Source organism: Klebsiella sp. JB_Kp031 (genome assembly GCF_040064295.1).
Classification (GTDB): domain Bacteria; phylum Pseudomonadota; class Gammaproteobacteria; order Enterobacterales; family Enterobacteriaceae; genus Klebsiella; species Klebsiella quasipneumoniae.
In genome coordinates, this window is sequence record NZ_JBEAJW010000001.1 from 401,726 (window position 1) to 428,218 (window position 26,493).

Annotated in this window: 26 protein-coding genes, 2 tRNA genes and 2 rRNA genes; 10 read left to right on the top strand and 20 right to left on the bottom strand. The window is 56.8% G+C overall.

The annotated features are described in order from the left end of the window. The first annotated feature begins 107 nt into the window (after positions 1 to 107). Entirely contained in the window at positions 108 to 968 is an 861-nt protein-coding gene (locus ABLV64_RS01880; RefSeq protein ID WP_130944954.1) for a glycerophosphodiester phosphodiesterase family protein, read from the top strand. Positions 969 to 1,204: 236 nt separating this feature from the next. On the opposite strand, the gene nqrM is transcribed toward ABLV64_RS01880, so the two are convergent. From nqrM to ABLV64_RS01915, 7 genes are read right to left on the bottom strand one after another with little or no spacing between them, the layout of a single operon-like run. Continuing rightward, positions 1,205 to 1,420: a (Na+)-NQR maturation NqrM gene (gene nqrM / locus ABLV64_RS01885; protein ID WP_004204638.1), complete on the bottom strand. Its 216-nt coding sequence runs from the start codon at positions 1,418 to 1,420 to the stop codon at positions 1,205 to 1,207. Between the two features lie 2 nt (positions 1,421 to 1,422). Continuing rightward, positions 1,423 to 2,646 (bottom strand): NADH:ubiquinone reductase (Na(+)-transporting) subunit F, encoded by a 1,224-nt coding sequence (gene nqrF, locus ABLV64_RS01890; protein ID WP_348843140.1) that lies wholly within the window; start codon positions 2,644 to 2,646, stop codon positions 1,423 to 1,425. A gap of 12 nt (positions 2,647 to 2,658) precedes the next feature. Continuing rightward, entirely contained in the window at positions 2,659 to 3,255 is a 597-nt protein-coding gene (gene nqrE / locus ABLV64_RS01895) for an NADH:ubiquinone reductase (Na(+)-transporting) subunit E (protein WP_004177335.1), read from the bottom strand. A 6-nt stretch (positions 3,256 to 3,261) separates the two neighbouring features. Further along, positions 3,262 to 3,900 carry an NADH:ubiquinone reductase (Na(+)-transporting) subunit D gene (locus tag ABLV64_RS01900; protein WP_002889716.1) on the bottom strand — a complete coding sequence of 213 codons (639 nt, stop codon included), beginning with the start codon at positions 3,898 to 3,900 and terminating at the stop codon, positions 3,262 to 3,264. Continuing rightward, positions 3,893 to 4,687, bottom strand: a complete 795-nt coding sequence (locus ABLV64_RS01905; protein ID WP_049003844.1) for a Na(+)-translocating NADH-quinone reductase subunit C — start codon at positions 4,685 to 4,687, stop codon at positions 3,893 to 3,895. Before ABLV64_RS01905 ends, ABLV64_RS01900 begins: the two co-directional genes overlap by 8 nt. Then, the gene (locus tag ABLV64_RS01910; RefSeq protein WP_004204634.1) at positions 4,680 to 5,918 is read right to left on the bottom strand and encodes an NADH:ubiquinone reductase (Na(+)-transporting) subunit B; all 1,239 of its coding nucleotides are present in this window, start codon (positions 5,916 to 5,918) and stop codon (positions 4,680 to 4,682) included. Before ABLV64_RS01910 ends, ABLV64_RS01905 begins: the two co-directional genes overlap by 8 nt. Positions 5,919 to 5,921: 3 nt before the next feature. Then, on the bottom strand, positions 5,922 to 7,265 hold the full coding sequence (locus tag ABLV64_RS01915) for a Na(+)-translocating NADH-quinone reductase subunit A (RefSeq protein WP_117131387.1): 1,344 nt from the start codon (positions 7,263 to 7,265) through the stop codon (positions 5,922 to 5,924). Between the two features lie 411 nt (positions 7,266 to 7,676). Between ABLV64_RS01915 and dpaA the strand changes: the two genes are divergently transcribed. Next, positions 7,677 to 8,417 (top strand): peptidoglycan meso-diaminopimelic acid protein amidase, encoded by a 741-nt coding sequence (dpaA, locus tag ABLV64_RS01920; protein ID WP_002889699.1) that lies wholly within the window; start codon positions 7,677 to 7,679, stop codon positions 8,415 to 8,417. On the opposite strand, the gene ABLV64_RS01925 is transcribed toward dpaA, so the two are convergent. Both ABLV64_RS01925 and lpcA read right to left on the bottom strand, forming a co-directional pair. Continuing rightward, positions 8,388 to 9,155 (bottom strand): class II glutamine amidotransferase, encoded by a 768-nt coding sequence (locus ABLV64_RS01925; RefSeq protein ID WP_004204630.1) that lies wholly within the window; start codon positions 9,153 to 9,155, stop codon positions 8,388 to 8,390. The genes dpaA and ABLV64_RS01925 overlap by 30 nt on opposite strands. Before the next feature lie 74 nt (positions 9,156 to 9,229). Beyond that, a complete protein-coding gene (gene lpcA / locus ABLV64_RS01930; RefSeq protein ID WP_004145825.1) occupies positions 9,230 to 9,811 on the bottom strand; it encodes a D-sedoheptulose 7-phosphate isomerase in 582 nt (193 codons plus the stop codon). 239 nt (positions 9,812 to 10,050) lie between these two features. Here lpcA and fadE point away from each other — a divergent pair, with 239 nt between their 5' ends. From fadE to ABLV64_RS01945, 3 genes are all read left to right on the top strand, one after another. Continuing rightward, positions 10,051 to 12,495, top strand: a complete 2,445-nt coding sequence (gene fadE, locus ABLV64_RS01935; protein WP_348843141.1) for an acyl-CoA dehydrogenase FadE — start codon at positions 10,051 to 10,053, stop codon at positions 12,493 to 12,495. Positions 12,496 to 12,673: 178 nt separating this feature from the next. Continuing rightward, positions 12,674 to 13,444: an amidohydrolase gene (locus ABLV64_RS01940; RefSeq protein ID WP_087832618.1), complete on the top strand. Its 771-nt coding sequence runs from the start codon at positions 12,674 to 12,676 to the stop codon at positions 13,442 to 13,444. Positions 13,445 to 13,697: 253 nt separating this feature from the next. Then, positions 13,698 to 14,804 (top strand): AI-2E family transporter, encoded by a 1,107-nt coding sequence (locus tag ABLV64_RS01945; RefSeq protein WP_165708276.1) that lies wholly within the window; start codon positions 13,698 to 13,700, stop codon positions 14,802 to 14,804. Between the two features lie 28 nt (positions 14,805 to 14,832). Here ABLV64_RS01945 and eamB read toward each other — a convergent pair whose 3' ends face one another. Beyond that, positions 14,833 to 15,423, bottom strand: coding sequence for a cysteine/O-acetylserine transporter (gene eamB / locus ABLV64_RS01950; RefSeq protein ID WP_348843142.1), 591 nt, complete (start codon positions 15,421 to 15,423; stop codon positions 14,833 to 14,835). Positions 15,424 to 15,526: 103 nt separating this feature from the next. Here eamB and ABLV64_RS01955 point away from each other — a divergent pair, with 103 nt between their 5' ends. Further along, a complete protein-coding gene (locus ABLV64_RS01955; RefSeq protein ID WP_012968890.1) occupies positions 15,527 to 16,408 on the top strand; it encodes a LysR family transcriptional regulator in 882 nt (293 codons plus the stop codon). 59 nt (positions 16,409 to 16,467) lie between these two features. Here ABLV64_RS01955 and ABLV64_RS01960 read toward each other — a convergent pair. Continuing rightward, positions 16,468 to 16,544, bottom strand: a tRNA-Asp gene (locus ABLV64_RS01960). A gap of 133 nt (positions 16,545 to 16,677) precedes the next feature. Next, positions 16,678 to 17,409 (bottom strand): DNA polymerase III subunit epsilon, encoded by a 732-nt coding sequence (dnaQ, locus tag ABLV64_RS01965; protein WP_004204621.1) that lies wholly within the window; start codon positions 17,407 to 17,409, stop codon positions 16,678 to 16,680. Positions 17,410 to 17,473: 64 nt separating this feature from the next. Between dnaQ and rnhA the strand changes: the two genes are divergently transcribed. Further along, positions 17,474 to 17,941, top strand: coding sequence for a ribonuclease HI (gene rnhA / locus ABLV64_RS01970; RefSeq protein ID WP_004204620.1), 468 nt, complete (start codon positions 17,474 to 17,476; stop codon positions 17,939 to 17,941). Here the strand turns inward: rnhA and ABLV64_RS01975 are convergent. Further along, positions 17,938 to 18,660 (bottom strand): class I SAM-dependent methyltransferase, encoded by a 723-nt coding sequence (locus ABLV64_RS01975; protein WP_004204619.1) that lies wholly within the window; start codon positions 18,658 to 18,660, stop codon positions 17,938 to 17,940. The two genes, rnhA and ABLV64_RS01975, sit on opposite strands and share 4 nt — an antisense overlap. 32 nt (positions 18,661 to 18,692) lie before the next feature. Between ABLV64_RS01975 and gloB the strand changes: the two genes are divergently transcribed. Both gloB and mltD read left to right on the top strand, forming a co-directional pair. Beyond that, on the top strand, positions 18,693 to 19,448 hold the full coding sequence (gloB, locus tag ABLV64_RS01980; protein ID WP_004204618.1) for a hydroxyacylglutathione hydrolase: 756 nt from the start codon (positions 18,693 to 18,695) through the stop codon (positions 19,446 to 19,448). A gap of 71 nt (positions 19,449 to 19,519) precedes the next feature. Beyond that, positions 19,520 to 20,887, top strand: coding sequence for a murein transglycosylase D (mltD, locus tag ABLV64_RS01985; RefSeq protein WP_285913701.1), 1,368 nt, complete (start codon positions 19,520 to 19,522; stop codon positions 20,885 to 20,887). Between the two features lie 58 nt (positions 20,888 to 20,945). Here the strand turns inward: mltD and ABLV64_RS01990 are convergent, their stop codons facing one another. The 3 genes from ABLV64_RS01990 to ABLV64_RS02000 form a co-directional block, all read right to left on the bottom strand. Then, complete coding sequence (locus ABLV64_RS01990; RefSeq protein WP_043521488.1) at positions 20,946 to 21,716, bottom strand: class I SAM-dependent methyltransferase; 771 nt, start codon at positions 21,714 to 21,716, stop codon at positions 20,946 to 20,948. 89 nt (positions 21,717 to 21,805) lie between these two features. Further along, positions 21,806 to 22,603: an endonuclease/exonuclease/phosphatase family protein gene (locus ABLV64_RS01995; protein ID WP_004204614.1), complete on the bottom strand. Its 798-nt coding sequence runs from the start codon at positions 22,601 to 22,603 to the stop codon at positions 21,806 to 21,808. Positions 22,604 to 22,705: 102 nt separating this feature from the next. After that, positions 22,706 to 23,896, bottom strand: a complete 1,191-nt coding sequence (locus ABLV64_RS02000; RefSeq protein WP_348843143.1) for an MFS transporter — start codon at positions 23,894 to 23,896, stop codon at positions 22,706 to 22,708. 104 nt (positions 23,897 to 24,000) lie between these two features. On the opposite strand from ABLV64_RS02000, the gene yafC reads away from it, so the two are divergent. Further along, positions 24,001 to 24,906, top strand: coding sequence for a DNA-binding transcriptional regulator YafC (yafC, locus tag ABLV64_RS02005; RefSeq protein ID WP_004204612.1), 906 nt, complete (start codon positions 24,001 to 24,003; stop codon positions 24,904 to 24,906). A gap of 32 nt (positions 24,907 to 24,938) precedes the next feature. Here yafC and dkgB read toward each other — a convergent pair whose 3' ends face one another. From dkgB to ABLV64_RS02025, 4 genes are all read right to left on the bottom strand, one after another. Next, the gene (dkgB, locus tag ABLV64_RS02010; RefSeq protein ID WP_124989069.1) at positions 24,939 to 25,742 is read right to left on the bottom strand and encodes a 2,5-didehydrogluconate reductase DkgB; all 804 of its coding nucleotides are present in this window, start codon (positions 25,740 to 25,742) and stop codon (positions 24,939 to 24,941) included. Positions 25,743 to 25,906: 164 nt separating this feature from the next. Continuing rightward, positions 25,907 to 25,983, bottom strand: a tRNA-Asp gene (locus ABLV64_RS02015). A 57-nt stretch (positions 25,984 to 26,040) separates the two neighbouring features. Further along, positions 26,041 to 26,156 (bottom strand): 5S ribosomal RNA (gene rrf / locus ABLV64_RS02020). A 196-nt stretch (positions 26,157 to 26,352) separates the two neighbouring features. Then, positions 26,353 to 26,493, bottom strand: a 23S ribosomal RNA gene (locus tag ABLV64_RS02025); the annotation flags it as partial.

A 26,493-nucleotide genomic window follows, 5' to 3' on the forward strand; every position in this document is an offset into this window, starting at 1 on the left:
TTGATGCTTTTTTTATTTCATCGGCTAAAAAAGCGGTCAAAACATAAAAATGCAATGAATTATGTTTATTTTCATAAAGTTAACCAATGAATCTGGAAGGTGTAATCATGAAGAAAATACTTACCGCACTTTGCCTGCTGGCCACCGCCGGCGCCTGGGCAGCCCCACAGCTGATTGCCCACCGCGGCGGCACCGGCGATGCGCCGGAAAATACCCTGCCAGCGATCAAGCTGGCGCTGGAGAATAACGCTGAGGCCATCTGGGTCACCGTGCAGTTAAGCCGCGACGGCGTGCCGGTGCTCTACCGGTCAAGCGATCTTTCCGCATTGACCAATAGCGAGGGCAAAGTTTCCAGTTTGACCGCCGCCGAGCTGGCGAAAGTCGATGCCGGCTGGAAATGGGGTGATGACAGCCACCCCTGGCGTGGCAAGCTGGCCACCATTCCCACGCTGCAAGCCGTTTTGCAGCAATTGCCGCACACGTTCTTCTACATCGACATTAAATCTCCTGATGCCGACCCGACCGTGATGGGCGAGCGCCTGCTTGCGGTGTTAAAAGCCACGCACAGCCTCAATCGCGTACGGGTCTATTCCACCGAAGACCGCTATATCGCCGCGCTGCCACCGGCTATTCCCCGCTTCGTCACCCGTAGCGAAACCCGCACCAGGCTCGCCAGTATTTCGCTCAGCCATCAGTGCCAACCTGCCAGCCAGCGCGAAGGCGAACAGTGGTATGGGCTGGAGCTGAAGCGCAAGGTAGAGGTGGTGGAGAAATTCACCCTTGGAGAAGGGATCTCCCCGGCGACGCTCACCTGGGATAAAGAGGCGATGGATTGCTTCCGCTCGCAGGGCAAAGCGCACATTATCTTCTTCGGCATCAACAGTGCGGAAGATTACCGCACGGCGAAGGCGCTGGGCGCTGACGGCGTGATGGTTGATTCCCCGGCGCAGGCGAAAAGCTGGCAGTAAGGGCGCAAAGGGAGAAAAAAGGCCGCGAAAGCGGCCTCACATTGCTGGCATGTTGTTGCCGGGTGGCGGCTGGCGCCTTACCCGGCCTACAAAACCGAAGCAGCAGACCCGGCAAGCGCAGCGCCACCGGGCACGGAGCCGCTTTATGCCGGGTGGCGGCTGCGCCTGACCCGGCCTACAAAACCGAAGCAGCAGGCCCGGCAAGCGCAGCGCCTCCGGGCCAAAATGGCCAAAGATTACAAAATACGCCGCTGCTGGCGCTGCGCCTCGCGGGCGAGACGTTTCTTACGCGCGTCGCAGGGCTCAGGACAGTCGCAGACTTTCTCCAGCCCCAGCGAGGAGATCCCCCCGCAGCTGCCCTGAATGCTCTTGCGCTTCACCAGGTAGCCCAGCGACATCCCGAGGATCACCAACGCAAAAATCACAAAGGTTGCGACAAACACCGTCAGCATCGTCAGCCTCCAAAGTCGTCGAGCAGAATATTCTCGTCCTCGACGCCCAGGTCCTTCAGCATCTTAATCACCGCGGCATTCATTACCGGCGGCCCGCACATGTAGAACTCGCAGTCTTCCGGCGCCGGGTGATCGCGCAGATAGTTCTCGTACAGAACGTTATGGATAAAGCCGGTATGCCCCGTCCAGTTATCTTCCGGCAGCGGATCGGAGAGCGCGACGTGGAAGGTAAAATTCGGGTTATCCCGCGCCAGCTGTTCAAACTCATCATCGTAGAACATCTCGCGCAGCGAGCGCGCTCCGTACCAGAAGCTGATTTTGCGTGTGCTGTGCAGGCGCTTGAGCTGGTCGAAAATATGCGAACGCATCGGCGCCATCCCGGCGCCGCCGCCGATAAACACCATCTCAGCGTCGGTTTCTTTGGCAAAGAACTCGCCGAACGGCCCGGAAATCGTCACCTTATCGCCCGGCTTCAGCGACCAGATATAGGACGACATGATCCCCGGCGGGGCATCCGGCACCTTCGGCGGCGGCGTCGCAATGCGCACGTTGAGCATAATGATGCCCTTCTCTTCCGGATAGTTAGCCATCGAGTAGGCGCGCAGGGTCGGCTCTTTCACCTCAGAGACGTAGCGGAACAGGTTGAACTTGTCCCAGTCCGAGCGGTATTCATCCGGAACATCGAAGTCAGCATAGGCCACTTTATGCGGCGGGCATTCGATCTGAATATAGCCCCCCGCGCGGAACGGCACCACCTCCCCCTCCGGGATCCGCAGCTTGAGCTCTTTAATGAAAGTGGCTTTGTTATCATTGGAGATAACTTCACACTCCCATTTTTTCACACCGAAGATTTCCTCCGGTAGCTCAATCCTCATGTTCTGCTTCACCGCGACCTGGCAAGCCAGACGGCAGCCGGCTTTGGCTTCACGTTTGGTAATATGCGAAAGCTCGGTCGGCAGGATATCGCCGCCGCCCTCTTTGATAGTCACCCGACACTGGCCGCAGGAGCCGCCGCCGCCGCAGGCGGAGGAGACAAAAATCCCGTTGCTCGACAGCGTGTTCAGCAGCTTATCCCCCGCCGGGGTGCGGATCTGCTTATCCGCTTCGTTATTGATCTCAATAACCACGTCGCCCGCGTTCACCAGCTTTGAGCGCGCTGCCAGGATAAGCCCCGACAGCACCAGCACAATCAGCGTGAACATCACGACGCCAAGAATAATTTCCATACTTATTCGCCCTTATAGCTGCACGCCGGAGAAGGACATAAAGCCCAGCGCCATCAACCCGGTGGTGATAAAGGTGATCCCTAACCCGCGCAAGCCGGCAGGCACGTTGGCGTACTTCATCTTTTCGCGGATCCCCGCCATCGCCACAATCGCCAGCATCCAGCCGATGCCGGAGCCGAAGCCGTAGACGATGGATTCCGGGAAGTTGTAATCACGCTGCACCATGAACGACACACCGCCAAAAATCGCGCAGTTAACTGCAATCAGCGGCAGGAAGATCCCCAGCGCGTTGTATAGCGCGGGGAAGTACTTATCGAGGATCATCTCGAGGATCTGCACCAGCGCGGCGATCACCCCGATAAAGGTGATGAAGTTCAGGAAGCTGAGGTCCACCCCTTCCACCAGCGCGCCGTCGCGCAGCACCAGGTTATACACCAGGTTGTTGATCGGTACGGCAAGACCCAGCACCACCGTCACCGCAACGCCGAGGCCGAAGGCGGTGGAGACCTTTTTCGACACCGCGAGGAAGGTACACATCCCGAGGAAGAAGGCCAGCGCCATGTTCTCAACGAACACCGCGCGGACAAACAGGCTAATGTAATGAGCCATCATCGATTACTCCTTTTCCTGCTGTTCAGGCTTCCAGCTACGCAGGGCCCAGATCAGCAAACCGATAATGAAGAACGCGCTCGGCGCCAGCAGGAACAGGCCGTTCGGCTGATACCAGCCGCCGTTCTGCACCGTCTCCAGCACCGTGATCCCGAACAGCTTGCCGCTGCCGATAAGCTCGCGCAGGAAGCCGACGATAATCAGGATCGCGCCGTAGCCGAGACCGTTGCCGATACCGTCCATAAAGCTGGCCAGCGGCGGCGACTTCATGGCGTAAGCTTCGGCGCGGCCCATCACGATGCAGTTGGTGATGATAAGCCCGACGAATACCGACAGCTGCTTGGAAGTCTCATAGGCGAAAGCCCGCAGTAGCTGATCCACCACGATAACCAGCGAGGCGATGATCGCCATCTGCACGATGATGCGCACGCTGTTGGGAATGTGGTGGCGGATCATCGAGATAAACATGCTGGAGAACGCCGTCACCAGGGTTACCGCAATGGTCATCACGAAGGCGGTTTCCAGTTTAGTGGTGACCGCCAGCGCGGAACAGACGCCCAGCACCTGCAGGGCGATGGGGTTATTGGCAATGAGCGGGCCCACCAGCACGCGCTTCACCTCTTTCATATCGCTCTGTTCAGCCATTGTTCAGCCCTCCTTCACGCACCTTTTTCAGGAACGGACCAAAGCCCAGTTCACCCATCCAGAAATCGAAGCTGTGCTGTACGCCATTTGACGTCAGCGTGGCGCCCGATAAGCCATCAACCGCATGCAGGTCACCAGCGCGCGCGCCGCCTTTGACCACTCTCAGCGCCGGCATGCCGTTGTCATCCAGCACCTGCTTGCCGACAAACTGCTGGCGCCAGTTCGGGTTCTCCACTTCGCCGCCCAGCCCCGGCGTTTCGCCCTGGTCATAGTAGGTAATGCCTTTTACCGTGCGGCCATCGACGTCCAGCGCCACGAAGGCATACATCATCGACCACAGGCCGTTGCCATAAATGGGCAGCACCACCTGCTCAATCTTCTGCTGCGCGTCACGCACCAGGTAAATTTCCGCCAGATTACTGCGGCGTTTTATCCCGGCCGGATCCTGGCTGGCGTCCAGCGCCATACTCTGTTGCGGATCCTTCAGCGCCTGGGCCTGATTGAATTTTGACGGGTCTTTCTCCAGCAGCTCACCGGTCGCCAGATTCACCAGTCGCGGCGAAATGCGCGCCGCGAAGGTGTCGGCGACCGCATCAGCATCCATGCCGGGGTGCATCAGGCCGGACACCGCCAGGATATTACGCTGCTTATCCAGCGCCCGCTGCGCCTGCTGGCGGGATTTCAGCCCGACGGCCGAGCCCGCTACTACGATGGAGCAGACCAGACAAAGCACCAGCACCACCAGCAGCGTTTTGCCGATGCTATCGTTACTTTTCTTCTCAGCCACGCGACTTCCTCCGCTTAATATTGGCCTGCACCACCAGGTAGTCGAACAGCGGTGCGAAGAGGTTGGCAAAGAGGATCGCCAGCATCATCCCTTCCGGATAAGCCGGGTTCACCACGCGGATCAGCACGCACATCACGCCGATCAGCACGCCGTAACTCCATTTCCCTTTATCAGTAAACGAGGCGGATACCGGGTCCGTCGCCATAAACATCATGCCGAAGGCAAAGCCGCCGAGCACCAGATGCCAGTACCATGGCATAGCGAACATCGGGTTGGTGTCGGAGCCGATAACGTTAAACAGGGTGGCGGTGGCGATCATGCCGATCATTACCCCGGCGACGATGCGCCAGGACGCGACGCGGCCAAAGAGAATGATCGCGCCGCCGATCAGGATCATCAGCGTTGAAACTTCGCCAATCGAGCCCGGAATATTGCCGAGGAAGGCGTCCATCCAGCTCACCGGGATGCCGGTAGCGACGTTAACCAGCGCTTCACCGCCGCCGCTGGCCCACTGGGAGAGCGGCGTCGCGCCGGAGAAACCGTCCGCTGCCGTCCACACCAGGTCGCCGGAGATCTGCGCCGGATAGGCGAAGAACAGGAACGCGCGCCCCGCCAGCGCCGGGTTGAGGAAGTTGCGCCCGGTGCCGCCGAAAATCTCCTTAGCGATCACCACCCCGAAGGAGATCCCCAGCGCCGCCTGCCATAGCGGCAGCGTGGGCGGGACGATCAGCGCAAACAGAATCGAGGTGACAAAGAAGCCTTCGTTGATCTCATGCTTGCGCACGATAGCGAACAGCACTTCCCAGAAGCCGCCGACGATAAAGACAGTGATATAGATAGGCAGGAAGAAGACCGCGCCTAAGGTCATCATGCTCAGCCAGCCGGCGTCGGCGCTGAAGCTCACCCCTAACCACTGGGCGACGCTATAGTGCCAGTTGTTGGCGATCGCCTGCTGCAGTTGTTCGGCGCCGTAAAGCTTATGTAGCGCCGGAATGGTCTGCAGCCCGACGTTGTACATCCCCCAGAACATCGCCGGGAATACGGCAAACCACACGAGGATCATCATCCGCTTGAGGTCGATGGCGTCGCGCACGTGCGCCGCGCCGCGGGTGACCTGGCCTGGAGTGTAGAAGATGGTCGCCGCCGCCTCATACAGCGGGTAATATTTTTCCAGCTTGCCGCCGTGCGTGAAATGCGGCTCAAGTTTTTCAATCAGATGCTTTAAGCCCATCTCTTATCCTTCCTGCTCAATCCGGGTTAATACGCTGCGCAGCGCCGGGCCATATTCATACTTCCCGGGGCAGACGTAGGTGCAGAGCGCCAGATCTTCTTCATCCAGCTCCAGACAGCCCAGCGCCTGAGCGCTGTCGGTGTCCCCGGCCAGCAGATCGCGCAGCAGTATGGTCGGCAGGATATCCAGCGGCATCACCCGTTCGTAGTTGCCGATCGGCACCATCGCCCGCTCGCCGCCGTGGGTATCGGTGGAGAAATGAAAGCGCTTGCGCTTGAAGAAATGGCCTAGCGTAGTGCGGGTAATCGAGAACTTCTCTTTGCCCGGCATCACCCAGCCGAAGAGCTCTTTTTCCCGCCCTTCTTTGACCACGCTCACCTGCAGATGGAAGCGCCCGAGGAAGGCGTGGGGGCCGTGGGCGCGGGTACCGCTGAGCACCGAGCCGGAAATGACCCGGTTTTCCCCCTCCTCCAGCTCGCCCGCCAGCAGATCGTCCAGGCTGGCGCCGAGCGTCGTTTTAACCAGCCGCGGCGATGTCACCTGCGGGCCGCCGAGCGCAATCACCCGCTCGCAGTTCAGCTCACCTTCAAGGAAAAGCTTACCAATGGCGATCGCGTCCTGATAATTGAGGTGCCAGACCTGCTTATTCAGGCTCACCGGCTCCAGAAAGTGAATATGCGTTCCCGGCAGCCCCGCCGGGTGCGGCCCGGTGAACTGGTTAAAACAGACCTGGCCGGCTGGATGACCGCCGAGCTTACCGCCGCTGGGCTGGCAGACGTGGACTTTCCCGTCGGTCAGACGCGTCAGCACGGTAAGGCCGGCGTCGAAAGCGGCCCGTTCGGCCAGAATAATCGGCTGCGGCTCCGCCGCCAGCGGATTGGTATCCATGGCGTTAACAAAGATAGCGGCCGGCACGCTGCCCGGGCGCGGCGTTTTACTGAATGGCCGGGTGCGCAGCGCCGTCCACAGGCCCGACGCCAACAGCTGCTGCTGCACGGTGTCGCGCGGCAGTTCAGCCAGCGCGTCCGCGGCGTAACGGGTAAACGCCACCGCGTCATTGCCCTCGATATCAATCACCACCGACTGCAACACGCGCCGTTCACCGCGGTGGATCGCGCTGACGACCCCGCTCGCCGGGGCGGTAAAGCAGACGCCGGGGATCTTTTTATCTTCGAACAGGATCTGACCTTTTTTGACCCGATCGCCTTCTTTGACCGCCATGGCGGGACGCATGCCGACGTACTCTTCTCCGAGTAGCGCGACGCGCTTCACCGCTGGCGCGGAAGAAATCTGCTGTAATGGCATGCCAGCTATGGGCAAATCCAGCCCTTTCGTGATTTTAATCATATCGTTAGCAGGTATCCGTAACCTCAACCCCGACGCAGGCCAGGGCCAGCTTATTGACAGAATGGTAGAGAAGAAAGGGCAAAACGGCGCCAGTAGCGCTCAGGACGGAAGAGAAGCATCCTTTCTTACTCTGGTGATGAACCGGCGCAAGTGTAACATTTCGTGAGCGGCGGCTGTAGCGCAAGGGGCGATAAGTGCTTCTAAAATGCGAGCTATTGCGCAAAGTTCTCACTGTGTTTTCGTCGCCGTCAGGGTATAAAGTGAGGCGGAATTGTAAACGCCGCCACGTCGCCCTTGCGAAAAAATGCCGTGATGCTAATGTGAGCGCTCTAAATCCAGAAAACTCTGATTTCGGGTCTCTCTTGCCGTCCTGGCAATGTGGCTATTTTGTTTTATCAAGGAACAAGCAGTATGCGCAAAATCGCATTATTTATTGCGATGCTTCTGCTGCCGTGCGTGTCATTTGCCGGGCTGCTCAGCAGCAACAGCCCGACGACGCCGGTTAGCAAAGAATATAAGCAGCAATTAATGGGTTCACCGGTTTACATTGAGATCTTTAAAGAAGAGCGCATGCTCGACCTTTACGTCAAAATGGGTGAGACCTACCAGCTCCTCGACAGCTATCGGATCTGCAACTACTCCGGTGGCCTGGGCCCGAAACAGCGCCAGGGCGATTTCAAGAGCCCGGAAGGGTTCTATAACGTCACCCGCAGCCAGCTCAAACCCGACAGTCGCTTCTATAAAGCGATTAATATCGGCTTCCCGAACGCCTACGATCGCGCCCATGGTTATGAAGGGAAATACCTGATGATCCACGGCGACTGCGTATCAGTCGGCTGCTACGCCATGACCGACAGCGGGATCGATGAGATCTTCCAGTTCGTGACCGGCGCCTTAGTCTTCGGTCAGCCAAGCGTGCAGGTGAGTATCTATCCGTTCCGCATGACCAACGCCAATATGGAACGCCACAAATACTCCTACTATGCGGATTTCTGGAAACAGCTGAAGCCTGGCTATGATTATTTCCAGCAGACCCACAAACCGCCGGTCGTATCAGTGACCGACGGCCGCTATGTGGTGAGCAAGCCGCTCAGCCACGAGGTTGTCCAGCCGCAGCTGGCCTCAAACTATACGCTCCCCGAGACAAAATAACGCCCACTCGCCTGGCATGATCTTATGCCAGGTCTCATTGGCCGTCAGCGGCTGCGTGGCGATAACCGTGACCACATCGTTGGGTGTGGTCTCGCGTTGAAAGTCGATCTCCACATCCTGGTCCAGCAGTTTTGCCACGCCGAACGGCGCCCGCCGGGTGATCCAGTGCAGGTTGGTCGAGCAGAACGCCATCACATAGCGTCCGTCCGATAGCAGCATGTTGAACACCCCTTTCTCACGCAGCTCCCCCGCCAGGGTGGCGATATACTTAAATACGCCCAGCATATTGCCCGGCGTACGCGGGTAGCGCTCGGTTAAGCGGTGCAGCAGCCAGCAGAAGGCCTTTTCACTGTCGGTTTCACCTACCGGGTGGAAATTGCCGGTTTTCAGCGATTTATAGCCTTTGAGCTGCCCGTTGTGCGCGTAGGTCCAGTTGCGCCCCCACAGCTCGCGGGTGAACGGATGCGTATTCTCCAGGGCCACCATCCCGCGGTTGGCCTGACGGATATGCGCGACGACGGAACAGGACTTAATCGGGTAATCCTGGACCAGTTTCGCGATCGGCGACTGAAAGCTCGGCTGCGGATCTTTGAATGTGCGACAGCCTTTGCCTTCATAGAAGGTGATGCCCCAGCCGTCTTTATGCGGCCCCGTCCCGCCTCCGCGCTGTACCAGCCCGGTAAAGCTAAAACAGATATCTGTTGGCACATTGGCGCTCATCCCGAGCAGTTCGCACATAGATCACCTCACCATCACAAATCACGACGGCGCCAAAGCGAGGCCGCCGTCAACAGTACACACTCACCTGCCTGTTAGCCTTTCGCCATCTCTTTTTCGATCAGCATAATCAGGATATGGATCACTTTGATGTGGATCTCCTGAATGCGGTCGGCGTAGCCAAAGTGCGGCACGCGAATTTCAACATCGGCGCTACCGGCCATTTTACCGCCGTCTTTACCGGTCAGGGTGATCACTTTCATCCCCTGCGCCCGGGCGGCTTCAATGGCCTTGATAACGTTGCCGGAGTTGCCGGAGGTGGAGATGCCAAGCAGCACATCGCCCGCGCGGCCGACGGATTCAACGTAGCGGGAGAATACATACTCATAGCCAAAATCATTGCTCACACAGGAGAGATGGCTGACGTCGGAGATCGCAATGGCCGGATAACCCGGGCGGTTTTCGCGATAACGTCCGGTCAGCTCTTCCGCAAAATGCATCGCATCGCAATGGGAACCGCCGTTACCGCAGGACAGCACTTTACCACCCGCCTTAAAGCTATCCGCCAGCAGGACAGCGGCACGCTGGATAGCATGGATATTGGCTTCGTCCTGCAGAAAGTTAGCCAGCGTTTCCGCGGCTTCGTTCAGTTCGTTACGAATAAGATCCTGGTACATGAGGATAATCCTTCAGTATGAGTGGAATAACCCTGGCAGTGTACCGGATAGCCGCCGAAGCGAGAAGCAGCAGGCAGCGTTATCCCCCGCCCTTTTGATTTTATGTGCCGCTTTTGCATACAACAATGTGAGCAAGGTTGTAATTATTTTGTAAACACATTGCTAAATAAAAAAGCATGCACTACAACCAATACATCACAAGTGGTCAGACCTCCTACAAGCACAGGGAGCATTTCTCTATGATGATTTTGAGTATTGTTGCAACCGTTGTTTTACTCGGTGCGCTCTTCTATCACCGGGTCAGCCTGCTGCTCAGCAGCGTGATCTTGCTCGCCTGGACCGCAGCGCTCGGCGCGGCCGGTCTGTGGAATATCTGGCTGCTGCTGCCGCTGGCGATCATTCTGTTGCCGTTTAACTTTGCGCCTATGCGTAAATCCATGATTTCCGCACCGGCGTTTCGCGCTTTCCGCAAGGTGATGCCGCCGATGTCGCGTACTGAAAAAGAAGCCATCGACGCCGGGACCACCTGGTGGGAAGGGGATCTGTTTCGCGGCAACCCTGACTGGCACAAGCTGCATAACTATCCGCAGCCGCGTCTGACCGCCGAAGAGCAAGCCTTCCTCGACGGCCCGGTGGAAGAAGCCTGCCGGATGGCCAACGACTTCGCCATCACCCACGAAATGGCCGATCTGCCGCCGGAGCTGTGGGCGTATCTGAAAGAGCATCGCTTCTTCGCGATGATCATTAAGAAAGAGTATGGCGGGCTTGAGTTCTCCGCTTATGCCCAGTCGCGGGTGCTGCAGAAGCTCTCTGGCGTCTCCGGCATTCTGGCGATCACCGTCGGCGTCCCGAACTCACTGGGGCCGGGCGAGCTGCTGCAGCATTACGGTACTGAAGAGCAGAAAAACCACTATCTGCCGCGTCTGGCGCGCGGGCAGGAAATCCCCTGCTTCGCTCTCACTAGCCCGGAAGCGGGCTCTGACGCCGGCGCCATTCCGGATACCGGCGTGGTCTGCATGGGTGACTGGCAGGGCCAGCAGGTGCTGGGTATGCGCCTGACATGGAACAAACGCTACATTACGCTGGCGCCTATCGCCACCGTGCTGGGACTGGCGTTTAAACTTTCTGACCCGGATCGTCTGCTGGGGGGAGAAGAAGAGCTGGGCATCACCTGCGCGCTGATCCCGACCTCCACCCCGGGCGTGGAAATTGGCCGTCGTCACTTCCCGCTTAACGTCCCGTTCCAGAACGGCCCAACCCGCGGCAAAGATATCTTCGTGCCGATCGATTACATCATTGGTGGGCCGGGGATGGCCGGTCAGGGCTGGCGCATGCTGGTTGAATGTCTGTCGGTGGGACGCGGTATTACTCTGCCGTCCAACTCCACCGGCGGCCTGAAATCGGTGGCTATGGCGACCGGGGCTTACGCCCATATTCGCCGCCAGTTCAAAATCTCGATCGGTAAAATGGAAGGGATTGAAGAGGCGCTGGCGCGCATTGCCGGTAATGCTTATGTAATGGACGCTGCGGCGTCGCTTATCACCTACGGCATTATGCTCGGCGAGAAACCGGCGGTGCTCTCCGCGATCGTGAAATATCACTGCACCCACCGCGGCCAGCGCTCCATTATCGACGCAATGGATATTACCGGCGGGAAAGGCATTATGCTGGGCGAAGGCAACTTCCTCGCCCGGGCCTATCAGGGCGCGCCTATCGCCATTACCGTGGAAGGGGCGAACATTCTGACCCGCAGCATGATGATCTTCGGTCAGGGTGCGATTCGCTGCCATCCGTACGTGCTGGAGGAGATGGCCGCCGCGCAGAACAACGACCTGAACGCCTATGACAAGCTGCTGTTCAAACATATCGGCCATGTCGGCAGCAACAAAGTACGGAGTTTCTGGTTGGGCCTGACCGGCGGACGCACCAGCAGCGCGCCGACCCGCGACGTCACCCGCCGCTACTATCAGCAAATGAACCGCCTGAGCGCGAACCTGGCGCTGCTGTCAGACGTCTCGATGGCGGTGCTGGGGGGCAGTCTCAAGCGTCGCGAACGTATCTCCGCGCGTCTGGGGGATGTGTTAAGCCAGCTGTACCTGGCCTCGGCGGTGCTGAAACGCTATGACGATGAAGGACGCAACGAAGCCGATCTGCCGCTGGTTCACTGGGGGGTGCAGGATGCGCTGCATCAGGCCGAGCAGGCCATCGACGATCTGCTGAAAAACTTCCCCAACCGTCTGGTGGCTGGCGTAATGCGGCTGGTCATCTTCCCGACCGGTCGTCATCATCATGCGCCGTCGGATAAGCTGGACCATAAAGTCGCTAAAATTCTGCAGGTGCCCAGCGCCACCCGCTCCCGCATCGGTCGCGGTCAGTACCTGACGCCGAGCGAGCATAACCCGGTTGGTCTGCTGGAAGAGGCCCTGCTGGAAGTGATGGCGGCCGATCCTATCCACCAGCGGATCTGCAAAGAGTTGGGTAAAAACCTGCCGTTCACCCGTCTGGATGAGCTGGCACACAACGCGCTGGCCAAAGGATTAATAAATCAGGAAGAAGCCGCTATTCTGACCCGCGCAGAGCACAGTCGCTTGCGCAGCATTAACGTCGACGACTTTGCGCCAGAGGAGCTGGCGACAAAGCCGGTAAAGCTGCCGGAAAAAGTTCGCAACGTTGAAGCCGCATAATAAAATAATCACCACATCACAGGCCGGGCGGGGAATTTTCCCCGCCTTTTTTTCGTCCCCCCCTCCTCCGTGGCTTCTGTCAGTAGCATTTTTTTAACAAAATATTCCGCTGACCGCCGCGAGGCTGATATGGTGTTACAGTTAACCTAACCCCCTCATGAGAATGGAGTTGACCATTGTGCCTGGCCTGAAAATTACGCTGTTGCAACAACCGCTGGTCTGGATGGACGGCCCTGCCAACCTGCGCCATTTTGATCGCCAACTGGAAGGGATTGTCGGGCGTGATATCATTGTTTTACCTGAGATGTTTACCACCGGCTTTGCGATGGAAGCGGCAAAACAGTCTTTACCCGAGGCCGAGGTGGTGGAGTGGATGCATGCCCGGGCGGCGCAAACCCAGGCGCTGATTGCCGGCAGCGCAGCGCTGCAAACCGAACACGGCGCTGTTAACCGCTTCCTGCTGGTCGAGCCCGACGGTACGGTGCACCATTATGATAAACGGCACCTGTTCCGTATGGCCGATGAACACCATCATTATGAGGCTGGTGACCGACGCGTGGTCTTTGAATGGCGCGGATGGCGGATCCTGCCGCTGGTCTGTTACGACCTGCGCTTTCCGGTATGGTCGCGTAATCTGAACGACTATGATTTGGCGCTGTATGTTGCCAACTGGCCGGCGCCGCGCTCCCTGCACTGGCAGTCGCTGCTGGTCGCCCGCGCTATCGAGAACCAGGCCTATGTCGCCGGCTGTAACCGGGTCGGTACCGACGGCAACGGTCATCATTACCGCGGTGATAGCCGGGTTATCAGTCCCCAGGGGGAGATTGTCGCCACTGCCGATCCGCATCAGGCCACCCGTCTTGATGCCGAACTGTCGCTGAGCGCCCTCCAGGAATATCGTGAAAAATTCCCCGCCTGGCGCGATGCCGATCCTTTTACTCTGGATTAATCCCCCTCCGCTTTCTTCCCCCCCCCCTTCTGCGGGAAAAGAAAGCGGAATTTCCTCTTGCAGCGCCCAACAGAATATTTACAGGGCGCCTTTCATTTCTATTCTACACTCATTAAAAGACCCCACAACCAAACGGGCGGAGATCATTTTCAATTCACTTCTGCTTTGTAAATCATGAGTTTTCTATTGCCAGCTTGTTTTGTTGAACCCGGCTGAGCGTTGGCGTATGAATATTTAATGAGCGTAATGGAAAATGGATAATAATAATCTTCAGTTAATAGAAAAACGGCTGGTCACCCGCTTTCTCGATATGTTTATTCGGTTCGGTCTTATTCTGGCGCTGGCCTCATTCTGTTTTACCGTCTTTTCTCCCTTCGTCAATATGATGCTCTGGGCGTTGATTCTGGCCGTGGCGCTCTATCCTTTACATCAGTATTTTGCCAGACTGTTAGCGGGAAAACAGGGACTGGCGTCGGTGGCGCTGGTGCTGGTGCTGTTAGGTATTTTACTGATTGTTATCCCCACGGTGCTAATGATCACCTCGCTGGCGGAAAGCGCCAGCGCCATGATTGACAAGATGGGTAGCCAGAGCTTTACCATTCCCCCGCCCTCTTCACGAATTGCCTCTTTACCGATCGTTGGCGAGCGGCTTAGCGCCCTGTGGATGCGGGCTTCCGTGGATCTCCCGGGACTGCTCAACAATTACCGTTCGCAAATCGGCGATATTGCCAAACAGTTCCTCAGCATATTAGCCAGCATGGGCGGCGGACTGATTGGCTTTATTATTTCGTTTATCGTCTCGGGCATTATGATGGCCTGGGGCGCCGCGGGCGCCATCAGCGCCCAGCGTATTGCCATCCGTATTACCGATGAAAATAAAGGCGTGACCCTCACCCGCCTGTGTACCAGCACCATCCGCGCGGTCGCCCAGGGCGTCATCGGGGTGGCATTGATCCAGGCGCTGCTGGTGGGTGTGATCATGCTGATGGCCAGCATTCCCGCCGTCGGGATCTTCTTTATTCTGGCCCTGATCCTCGGCATTGCCCAGGTGCCGGTGATCCTGGTGACGGCCCCGGCCATTGCGCTAATGTGGAGTCTCGGCACCCACAGTACCGGCATGGATATCTTCTACACCATCCTGCTGATCGTCGCCGGCATGGCCGATAACGTCCTCAAACCTCTGCTGCTGGGGCGCGGAGTCGACGCGCCAATGCCGGTAGTGCTGCTGGGCGCCCTCGGCGGAATGGCCTCTAACGGCATTCTCGGTATGTTTCTCGGCGCCACCCTGCTGGCCATCGGTTATCGGATCTTCATGACCTGGGTAAATGAAGGGCAACCCGCTCTGCCGCAGGATAAATAACCTCAAGGGAGCGTTACGCTCCCTTAATTCATTCCATAAACATTCGTACCGCGCACCAGACCAGCAGCAGCGCCAGCAGCAGATTTAATCCTCTTCCATGGCGTTCGAACACCGGCTGAAACAGATGACCGGCCAGCGCCCAGCAAAGATTGCCGGCAACGCCTATTACTGATAGCAACAGGCTTATCATCACCAGCCAGAATGGCTCGCGAGTCACCGGCAGAATAAAGGTCGACAGGGCCGTGATGCCGTACAGGATAATTTTTACATTCACAAACTGCAGCCCCAGGCTGGCCCAGAAGCTGACAGGCCGCTCCTCCTGCCCACCGCTGGCCGGGTCGCTACGCGCAATGTGCCAGGCCAGCCACAGGATATACCCTGCGCCGACCCAGCGTAGCAGGGAGGTTATCCCCTCATCCAGGGTAACGAGAGTGAACGTCAGCCCGGCACAAATCAGCATGATGATCACAAACCCCAGGCTCATGCCGGCCAGAACCCGCATGCTCCGTCGAAAGCCGTGCGCGGTGACGCTGCTCAGCGCCAGAATATTATTCGGCCCGGGCGTCAGGGCGGTGATCAGGGTGTAAGTTAAAAATGCGCTAATCAGGGTAGGTGTCACGTGTTTTCTCCTCTTGACTGGCAGACAGTACCCGAAGCTGATAATTTAAAAAAATGAATGTTTTTTCATTCTGAATTCGAGAATGTCGATATAAAGAGGAAATATGGATCTGCGACGCTTTATCACTTTCAAAACGGTTGTCGAAGAAGGATCCTTTCTGCGCGCCTCGCAGAAACTGTGCTGCACCCAGTCCACCGTAACCTTTCATATCCAGCAGCTTGAGCAGGAGCTTGCTATCCCGCTGTTTGAGAAAATTGGCCGGCGGATGTGTCTCACCGCCGCGGGTAAGAATGTCCTGCCGCACGTCTACGATCTGACCAAAGTGATGGCGTCGATTCGCCAGGCGGCGCGCCAGGACGATGAACCCGGCGGCGAACTTCGCGTCGCCACTGGTGAAACCCTGCTGGCGTACAAAATGCCGCCGGTGCTGCAGCGTTTTAAGCAACGCGCCCCGAAGGTCCGCCTGTCACTACAGTCGCTCAATTGCTACAGCATCCGTGATGCGCTGCTCGCTGACGAAGTCGACCTGGGGGTGTTTTACCGGGTTGGCAACGATGATGCACTCACCATGATGGAACTTGGCCCGCAGCCGCTGGCGCTGGTCGCGTCAGTCGATCAGGCGCCGGTCGACTTCCTGCGCCCGCGGCAGCATATCCCATTGAGCTTTATCATCAACGAGCCCCAGTGCGTGTTCCGGCAGATTTTTGAAAGTACCCTGCGCCAGCGCGGCATTACCATGGAGAACACCATCGAACTGTGGAGTATTGAAAGCATCAAACAGTGCGTGGCGGGCAATCTTGGGGTGAGCTTCCTGCCGCGCTTTGCGGTAGAGGAGGAACTCAAACGCGGGACGCTGGTCGAGCTGCCGTTCAGCGAGACGCCGCTGACGATCCATGCGCTCTGCGCCCATCACGCCGGGAAAGCAATCAGTCCTGCGATGCGGGTATTCATGCAGTGTATGCAGGAGGAACAAGAGGCGCGCTGAAATTCGGCGACGAAAACGACGAAAGCCTGAATCATTGCTGATTCAGGCTTTCTGAATAGTGGCGGAACGGACGGGACTCGAACCCGCGACCCCCTGCGTGACAGGCAGGTATTCTAACCGACTGAACTACCGCTCCGCGTTGTTGTTCCGTTGGGAACGAGGCGAATATTACGGATTCCCCTCTACCCCGTCAACGCTTTTTCTACCGTTTTGAATCGTTTGCTGCAAAAATCGCCCAACCGCCTACTTTTAATCCATTTTAGTGGTTATCAGGCACGCCACAGGCAGCTTCCGCCTTTCTTTTGTACCAGATCGAGGCGGGATTCATGGTTCACCAGTTCTTCATCAGAGGCATAAACTACCCGTAACTGGCTGGCGGCGCGGACGACGCGCTGAATGCCCATCTCTCCCGCCTGCTGCTGGCTTTCGCCTTCCATAGAGAACGCCATCGACGTCTGGCCGCCGGTCATCATCAAATAGACATCGGCAAGGATCTGGGCATCGAGTAATGCCCCGTGCAGCGTACGCTTGCTGTTATCTATTTCGTAGCGCGAACATAACGCATCCAGACTGTTGCGCTTGCCGGGGAACATTTTCCGCGCCAGTGCCAGACTGTCGGTGATTTTACAAAAGGTCTCGGTTTTTCCAATGCCGCGGTTCAGCTTACCGAACTCATAATCCATAAAGCCGATATCGAACGAGGCGTTATGAATCACCAGCTCCGCGCCGCGGATGTAATCCATAAATTCATCGGCAACATCGGCAAAGGTGGGTTTATCCAGCAGGAATTCATCGGCGATCCCGTGCACGCCGAACGCCTCCGGATCCACCAGCCGATCGGGCTTCAGATAGACGTGGAAATTGTTACCGGTCAGGCGGCGGTTGATCACCTCCACGGCGCCGATCTCAATGATCTTGTGTCCTTCGTAATGCGCCCCGATCTGGTTCATACCGGTGGTTTCGGTATCGAGAACAATCTGGCGCGTAATTGCAGTGCTCATAGCGGTCATTTATGTCAGACTTATCGTTTACAAATCGATTTCAATTACAGGAAGTCTACCAGAGATGCTCAAACAGGTAGAAATTTTCACCGACGGCTCTTGCCTGGGAAATCCAGGACCCGGCGGTTACGGCGCCATCATGCGCTACCGCCAGCACGAAAAGACCTTCAGCGCCGGCTACCGTCTGACCACCAATAACCGCATGGAACTGATGGCGGCGATCGTCGCTCTCGAAGCGTTAAAAGAGCATTGCGAAGTGGTGCTCAGCACCGACAGCCAGTATGTCCGCCAGGGGATCACCCAGTGGATCCACAACTGGAAAAAGCGCGGCTGGAAAACGGCTGAGAAAAAACCGGTAAAGAATGTCGACCTCTGGCAGCGGCTGGACGCCGCGCTTGGCCAGCATAAGATCAAATGGGAGTGGGTGAAGGGCCACGCCGGCCATCCAGAAAACGAACGCTGCGACGAGCTGGCCCGCGCGGCGGCCTCCCATCCCACTCAGGACGACATCGGCTACCAGCCGGAGAGCTAATTCTGCCCCTTGCGCCACTGCCGGGTGGCGCCTACTGCTGGCCGCAGCTGGGTTTTCGCTTTCCCTGACTTCATCGGATTAAGGGTGAGCGGAATGGTCCGTTTGCGGGCGACAATCAATTGCAAACAGCCCAGCGCCGGCAGATGGGTGCTCAGCAGTTTGCCGCCATGCCGCGACCAGGGTAAAACCTGATAACGCCCATAATGCAGCACTTCAAAGTTGAGCAGCGACAGCCAGTCCAGCTGGCGCATCAGCGTAAACATACGGCTGTTGTACGGCGTGCCTTTGCGCAGGACCGGCACCAGTTTACGCAACCCCATCAGGCTCACCGGATTAAACCCGGTCAGGATCATCCAGCCATCATCGATCAGGACGCGATCGGCCTCCCGCAGCAGGCGATGCGGATCGCTGCACCACGGCAGGGTATGCGCCAGCAGGCAGGCGTCGACGGACTTTTCGGCAAAGGGCAAATGCAGCGGGTCGGCCCGGACCTGCATTGGGTTTCCCGCCAGCGAGACATTCACCTGGTGCGAGATGGCGCAAGCTTCGGTATTGATTTCCGCGCTCAGATTGCCAATCTTAAGCAGATGAAAGCCATATAATTTAGCCAGCCATGGCTTCATCTGCTGTTCAAGCGTTTCGCGATAGTATTCGCCCCACGGCATACTGGACCAATGCTCAGGCGCTGTCACTGTATGAGGTATCCTTGCCGGCTTCATTGCCACCTTCCGCTACGCTTTAGAGGTAATTTATGAATCTTATCAGTATTCCCGCGTTTCAGGACAACTACATCTGGGTTCTCATTGAGAATCACGGCCGCTGCATCATCGTTGATCCGGGCGAGGCCGCGCCGGTTCTGGCGGCAATCGAGGAAAACCAGTGGCAGCCCGAGGCCATTTTACTGACCCATCACCATCAGGATCACGTCGGCGGCGTAAAACAATTACGTGAAAAATTCCCCTCTCTGGTGGTTTACGGGCCGGCAGAAACCCAGGATAAGGGGGTTACTCAGGTAGTAGACGATGGCGATCGGTTGTCAATTCTGGGTCACGATTTTTCCATTTTCTCCACGCCAGGTCACACATTAGGACATATCTGTTACTACAGCGAACCTTATCTGTTTTGCGGCGACACAATGTTCTCCGGCGGCTGCGGAAGGTTGTTCGAAGGCACCGCAGAGCAAATGTATCAATCATTTATGAAAATTAACGCCCTTCCTGCAGAAACCATTATATGTTGCGCACATGAATATACGTTAGCGAATATGAAGTTTGCGTTAAGTATCCTGCCTGATGATAGGGACATAAACGATTACTATCATAAAGTTAATGAGTTACGTGCAAAAAAACAAAAGACACTACCCGTAATTCTGAAAAACGAGCGGCGTATAAATTTATTTTTACGCGTAAATGATGTTGATTTAATTGATAAAATTAACAAAGAAACAAAATTGCAACACTCTGTGGCGCGATTTGCGTGGTTAAGGTCAAAGAAAGACGAATTCTGACATTTAATTCTTGTCATCGGCTAACTTCGCCGTTATCCTTGGTCGTCTTTTAAGCAACTATTGACACACACATGAAGGCACGAGCGATATTATTCGCCTCTGTCCTGCTGGTGGGGTGCCAGGCGTCTAAGCACGATGGCACCGTCGAACAGCGAGCACAGAGCCTTTCTGCGGCTGGTCAAGGGGAAGCAGGCAAGTTCACAAGTCAAGCGCGCTGGTTAGATGATGGAACCTTCTACGCGCAAGACCAGGATCTGTGGACTTCCATAGGCGACGAGCTAAAGATGGGAATACCGGATAACCCCCGGATTCGCGAGCAAAAACAGAAGTACTTAAGAAATAAGAGCTATCTCCACGATGTAACTTTACGGGCAGAGCCGTATATGTACTGGATAGCCGGGCAGGTTAAGAAACGTAACATGCCAATGGAACTGGTATTACTACCCATAGTGGAGAGCGCTTTTGACCCACACGCGACGTCTGGCGCCAATGCCGCAGGCATCTGGCAGATCATTCCGAGCACAGGGCGCAATTATGGTTTAAAACAGACCCGCAGTTACGATGCGCGTCGTGACGTTGTCGCATCGACAACCGCGGCGCTGGACATGATGCAACGTCTGAACAAAATGTTCGACGGCGACTGGTTGTTAACGGTCGCGGCATATAACAGCGGCGAAGGTCGGGTCATGAAGGCAGTGAAAGCGAACCGTTCGCGTGGCAAACCCACCGATTTCTGGTCGCTGTCTCTGCCGCATGAAACGAAAGTCTACGTACCGAAAATGCTGGCATTGAGCGACATCCTCAAAAACAGCAAACGTTACGGCGTAAAGTTGCCTACGGCTGATGAAAGCCGTGCGCTGGCGCGCGTTCGCCTCGACAGTCCGGTTGAGATTTCTCAGCTCGCGGATATGGCCGGTATGCCGGTCAGCAAGCTGAAGACCTTCAACGCCGGCGTAAAGGGGTCAACGCTGGGCGCTAGCGGGCCAAAGTACGTCATGGTGCCGCAGAAGCACGTAGCCCAACTGCGTGAATCGCTGGCCTCTGGCGACATTGCCGCCGTACAGCCGACGCAGCTCGCGGATAATACGCCGCTGACCAGCCGAAGCTATAAGGTGCGTTCCGGTGACACCATTTCCGGGATTGCTTCCCGTCTCGGTGTGACAACCCGCGATCTGCAGCAGTGGAATAACCTGCGCGGCTCTGGGTTGAAGGTTGGACAGAACCTGGTTATCGGCGCCGGCAGCAGCGCGCAGCGTCTGGCGAATAACAGCGATAGCATCACCTATCGCGTTCGCAAAGGTGACTCGCTGTCGAGCATCGCCAAACGTCATGGCGTTAATATTCGCGACGTCATGCGCTGGAACAGCGATACCGACAATCTGCGGCCTGGCGATCAGCTAACCCTGTTTGTGAAAAACAGCGATCGACCAGAGTCCTGATACGTCAGGGTTCGATAAAAAGGCACCGACTTCCCCCGGTGCTTTTTTGTTGTCCGTATTAAACCGCTTTATGCGCTTCAAACATGATGGTATCGCTGGTAAAGGAACCATCCTGCTGTAACTCAAAGTAGGCTTTCACCTCCGCCGAGGCGCTCTGCTGGTATAAACGAATCGCCTCCACCAGCGGCTCAGGGGTACGCATCCGCGCCACCCACGAACTGAACTCCAGCGGCAGGCGATCGGTCAACAGCCGATTAATCACCAGCCCCGCCTCCGTCGCCAGCGCCAGCCACTCGCCGCTGGAATAATTACGCACGTGCGAGGTATCGCGCAGCGCTTCCACGGTCTGCAACCAGACATCACGCACCGCATGACCCGGCGACATCACGTCCATCACGATCATCACCCCGCCCGGCTTGAGAACACGTTTCACCTCACGCAGCGCCTGGCCGACATCATGCCAGTGGTGCGCGGAGTAGCGGCTAATCACCACATCAAAGCTGGCATCAGCGAACGGCAGCGTTTCAGCATATCCCTGCTGGGTCACGATATTGCTAAAGCCTTTCTCTTTTGCCGCCGCGGTAACCACTTCCAGCATCTGGCTTGATAAATCATAGGCGGTCACCTCGGCAACCTGTCCCGCCGCGGTAAAGCTGGCGTGCCCTGCCCCGCAGCCCATATCCAGCACTTTCGCCTGCGGAAAATCAGCCAGACGTTCCGCCAGCCGCTGCAGATCGCGACCAGAGGCGTGTACGGCGCTGGTCAGATAGGCGCAGGCCTGGGAGCCGAACTGCTTTTCAACGTTGTCATGGTGAGAGCGTGTTGTCATGTTGTCTTGTCCTTACGGTTTTTTGAGTAATAAAAGGCAGCACCATGCATGCGCAGGCCTGCCCCATGGCAGGCCTGACCAACCTTAAATTAATCAGGCTTGCCGGGACTGAATTCGACTAGTAGCGGGTTGTGGTCGGAGGCGCGGGTTACCAGCACGGAAGCATCGTGCACGCTTAACCCACGGTAGAACACAAAATCGAGCGGGCGACCAAACGCGCGACGGCGCTGGTCGTCAGAGAAACGAACTTCACGCAGCGACATCTCGCGTGCAAAGCGGTACAGGGCGTTCATCCGCGGGCGGCTCCAGGCATTGAAGTCGCCGGCCATGATCACCGGCCCGCTGTGATGGGCAATCTGATCGCCAATCGGCAGCAGCTGTTTGCTGTAGACGTCGACGCCAAGGCTGAAGTTGACGGCATGGATATTGACCACCATTAACAATCGCGCATCGGGCAGCGGATAGACAGTCACTAATGCTGATTTCGGCAATCGCAAAATAGGTTCACGCTCGCGCAATGGGCAGCAATAGATAGGATGAGCGGAAGCCAGCGTCATCACGCCGGAAGGATGCTGGGGCAGCACCAGCGCAGGCACCTGATCGGCGGCCAGATAGTTGGTGGTCGCGAACCTGACCAGCTCCGGCGTCGTCTGCGCCTCCTGTAACAGGACCAAATGCGCGTCTTTGCCAAAATTCTTAAGGACCGACTGCCACTCTGCTCGCTGCTGTTTGAAGATATTCCACACCAGCACGCGGATCTTCTCATCGCTGCTTAACGGCGTGCCGGCGGGATAAACCGGACTCACGCCCGCAAACGCCCCCGGAGGCAATATTCTCTCCGCAGGTTGTCCGGCGACATAGCGCATGGCGTAGGTGTTCTTTCGCAATTTGGGCATTAATCCTCGATAACAGAAACCAGCCCGACGACGACTGGTTCTTCTGTTATAGGGATTTTCCCATACACTTTCAATGCAATTTGCGAGAAACCCTTAGCCTTCGGGAGAAAGCGCTGCCGAACGGCGCGGCAATTTATCTAAACGCCCGCTCAGGACCACCAACAGCAAAGCGACCAGCACAATCACCGCGCCAATCCACGGCGTCTGCGCCAGACCATATCGTTCAACTGTCTGCCCACCGACGATGGACCCCAGCGCAATACCAATATTGAAGGCGGCAATATTGAGACCGGAAGCGACGTCGACGGCGCCAGGCGTATACTGTTCGGCTTTTTGCACCACATAGACCTGCAGACCCGGCACGTTGCCGAAGGCGAAAACGCCCATCACCAGCACCGTTGCCAGCGCGGCATAGTGAACGCTGGCGGTCAGCTGGAACACCAGCAGCAGCACAACCAGCGCGGCGAAGATAAACTTCAGCGCGGAGACGGCGCCATGCTTATCGGCCAGTTTGCCGCCCCATACGTTGCCGATAGCCACCGAGACGCCATAGCCCAGCAGGATCCAGCTCACCGCTGAGGGGCTGAAGCCGGCCAGCTCCTGCATCATCGGCGCAAGGAAGGTAAAAGCGGTAAACACGCCGCCATAGCCCAGCGCGGTAATGGCATAGATCATCAGCAGGCGCGGATGGGTTAAGACTTTAAGCTGATCGCGCAGGCTGGCGCTGGCGCGGCCCGGAATATTATTCGGCACCAGAATCAGACTGCTGATTAGCGCAATCACCCCGAGAATCGATACCGCGAGGAAGGTTTCCCGCCAGCCGAAATGCTGGCCAATAAAGGTGCCAAAGGGAACGCCGGTCACCAGCGCGACCGTCAGGCCGCCGAACATAATGGCGATGGCCGAGGCTGCTTTCTCTTTTGCCACCAGGCTGGTGGCGATTGTCGAGCCAATAGAGAAGAACACGCCGTGCGCCAGGCCGGTCAGCAGGCGCGCCAGGATCAGCGTTTCATAGCCTGGAGCCTGCCAGGCCAGCACATTACCCGCCGTAAACAGGACCATCAACGCCAGCAGCAGCTGTTTACGCGGCATACGCCCGGTTAATGCCGTCAGCACCGGGGCGCCGATCGCCACGCCCAGCGCGTAGATAGAGACCAGCAGTCCCGCAGAAGGTAGAGAGATAGAGAGTTGTTGGGCAATCGTCGGGACCAGGCCGACAATCACGAATTCAGTGGTGCCAATTGCAAAGGCACCGATGGTTAAGGCAAATAGCGCTAGTGGCATAATTTACTCCGTAGCATCAGGATTAAGATGACACGTAGTATGAAGGGTTGTATAAATAACAAAAACTATCAAAGTATCAATAGAATTTTGCTACAGGTGCAATAATGAGAGCCACATCCGAGGAGATCGCCATCTTTGTGGCGGTAGTGGAAAGCGGGAGTTTCAGCCGGGCAGCCGAACAGCTGGGTCAGGCCAACTCTGCCGTCAGCCGGGCAGTCAAAAAGCTCGAATCAAAGCTTGGTGTCAGCCTGCTTAATCGGACCACCCGCCAGCTCAGTCTGACAGAGGAAGGCGAGCGCTATTTTCGGCGGATGCAGGTGGTATTGCAGGAGATGGCGGCGGCAGAAAATGACTTGCTGGAAACGCGCACGACGCCGCGGGGCTTGCTGCGGGTGGATGCCGCGACGCCGGTGATGCTGCATTTTCTCATGCCGCTGGTGAAGCCGTTTCGCGAGCGTTACCCGGAAATGACGCTGTCGCTCGTCTCTTCAGAGACGTTTATTAACCTGATTGAACGGAAAGTGGATGTAGCGATACGGGCCGGAACCTTAACGGATTCCAGCCTGCGCGCCCGACCGCTGTTCACCAGCTATCGTAAGATCGTCGCCTCGCCAGCGTATGTCTCGCGCTACGGTGTGCCGCAGCATCCGTCAGATCTGAAACAACATCAGTGTCTGGGCTTCACTGAACCCGTCTCTCTGAACACCTGGCCAGTCTCCTGTTGCGATGGTCAGTTGTTAGAGATTGAGGCGGCGGTGTCATCAAACAGTGGGGAAACCCTCAAACAACTGTGTCTGACCGGCAACGGTATTGCCTGTCTGTCGGATTATATGGTGGATAAAGAGATAGCCAGCGGGGAGTTTGTTGAACTACTGGCCGACAAACGCTTGCCGGTGGAGATGCCCTTCAGTGCGGTGTACTACAGCGACAGAGCCGTCAGTACACGTATCAGGGCGTTTATTGATTTTCTAAGCGAACACGTAAAACAGCTCCCGAAGGAGCTGTCGTAGTACCCTCTGATAGGCATGCCGGAAGCGGGAGATTAATCCCACTGCGGCGCCAGACCTTCCGGGCTCACCAGCCGATCGTTGCAATCCAGCGCAGCGATCGCCTGGCGATATTCATCATCCAGCTGCAGATCCAACGCCTTCAGGTTGCTGGCCAGGTTCTCACGCTTCGTCGAGGACGGGATTACCGCGTACCCCTCGCCCATCGCCCATGCCAGGATAACCTGCGCCGGTGTCGCATTATGTTTCGCCGCGATACGGGCAATCACCTCATCTTTCAGTGCCTTACCGTAGGCCAGGGTCATATAAGAGGTGATATGGATACCGTGCTCACGCGCCCAATCGACGACTTTACGGTTTTGCAGATACGGCGAGAGTTCAATCTGATTGGTAGCAATGTTTTCAGCGCCAACGGCGGCAATCGCGCGCTCCATCAGTGGAATAGTGAAGTTGGAGATACCGATCTGACGGGTCAGGCCGAGCGTCTTCGCTTCCATCAGAGCGGCCATAAACTCTTCAACAGCCACCGCATCGTTCGGTGACGGCCAGTGGATCAGCGTGAGATCAACATAGTCAGTACGCAGCTTCTGCAGGCTCTCTTTCAGGCTGGCGATGAGTTTGTCTTTGCTCAGGTTCTCGATCCAGATTTTGGTCGTGATGAACAGCTCATCACGCGGCACGCCGCTTTCGGCGATGGCCTGACCCACCGCGGCTTCGTTGTCATAGATTTGCGCGGTGTCGATAGTACGATAGCCCAGCTCCAGCGCGGTTTTTACGGATGCGATAACAACATCATCTTTCAGACGGAAGGTGCCAAGACCAAATGCAGGGATTGCCATGTTTTTCCTCGTTATTTGTTCATTTCGGTTAACGGATGAAATTATGGCTGATGGTGTGGAGGGGAAAAAGAGCGATTAATGCAGAGGATTTTTGCTGATTTAGCAATAATCGGGAACAGATGAAACAAAAAAGCCCTGAGCAAATGCTCAGGGCTCTTAATAAGTGGCGGAACGGACGGGACTCGAACCCGCGACCCCCTGCGTGACAGGCAGGTATTCTAACCGACTGAACTACCGCTCCACCGAATTTTTTCGCTTTATGACCACCGGTTGTCACCCCGGCTTACTGCAATTTGATGCCTGGCAGTTCCCTACTCTCACATGGGGAGACCCCACACTACCATCGGCGCTACGGCGTTTCACTTCTGAGTTCGGCATGGGGTCAGGTGGGACCACCGCGCTAGTGCCGCCAGGCAAATTCTTTGTGCTCAGTACGCAATTCTTTATCGCATCAGCCGCGTTGCCTGCGCTGGTAAAGTCAGTCACATACTTCAGTATGCTCCTTCCTTTCCTTCGCTGGTCGCCTTGCTGCTGCGCAAATTATTGCGCACTCAACTCTGAATCTAAGCTGAAAATCTTCTCAAATCCGCCAAAACATCTTCGGCGTTGTAAGGTTAAGCCTCACGGTTCATTAGTACCGGTTAGCTCAACGCATCGCTGCGCTTACACACCCGGCCTATCAACGTCATCGTCTTTAACGTTCCTTCAGGAGACTTAAAGTCTCAGGGAGAACTCATCTCGGGGCAAGTTT